This window comes from Pseudomonas sp. PME37.24/006 (assembly GCF_055556635.1).
In genome coordinates this window covers 1-259 of record NZ_JBVHNL010000186.1, presented here as the reverse complement: position 1 = coordinate 259, position 259 = coordinate 1, and the positions used below count along the sequence as shown (strand labels likewise).

At 50.6% G+C, this 259-nt stretch carries 1 protein-coding gene; it reads left to right on the top strand.

What is annotated here, in order from left to right; translation table 11 throughout:
* A partial coding sequence (locus ACZ3GY_RS24345; RefSeq protein ID WP_465912351.1) for an MBL fold metallo-hydrolase occupies positions 1-259 on the top strand: 259 nt, incomplete at both ends.

Here is a 259-nt window from a genome sequence, read left to right as displayed (position 1 = left end):
GCAGCCACCGGTATCGGCATTTATCAATGAAGGTGATGAGATACGGTTTGGTCATACCGTGTTCAAGGTGCTTTTTACACCCGGTCACTCTCCGGGCAGCATCAGTTTCTATTGCGAAAAGGAAAATTACGTGATCTCCGGCGATGTGCTCTTTCGCCTTAGCATAGGCCGCTACGACCTGCCGGGCGCCAGTGGCAAGGTGCTTTATGAATCTATCACGACTCAACTCATGACCCTTCCAGACTCGACCATAGTATAC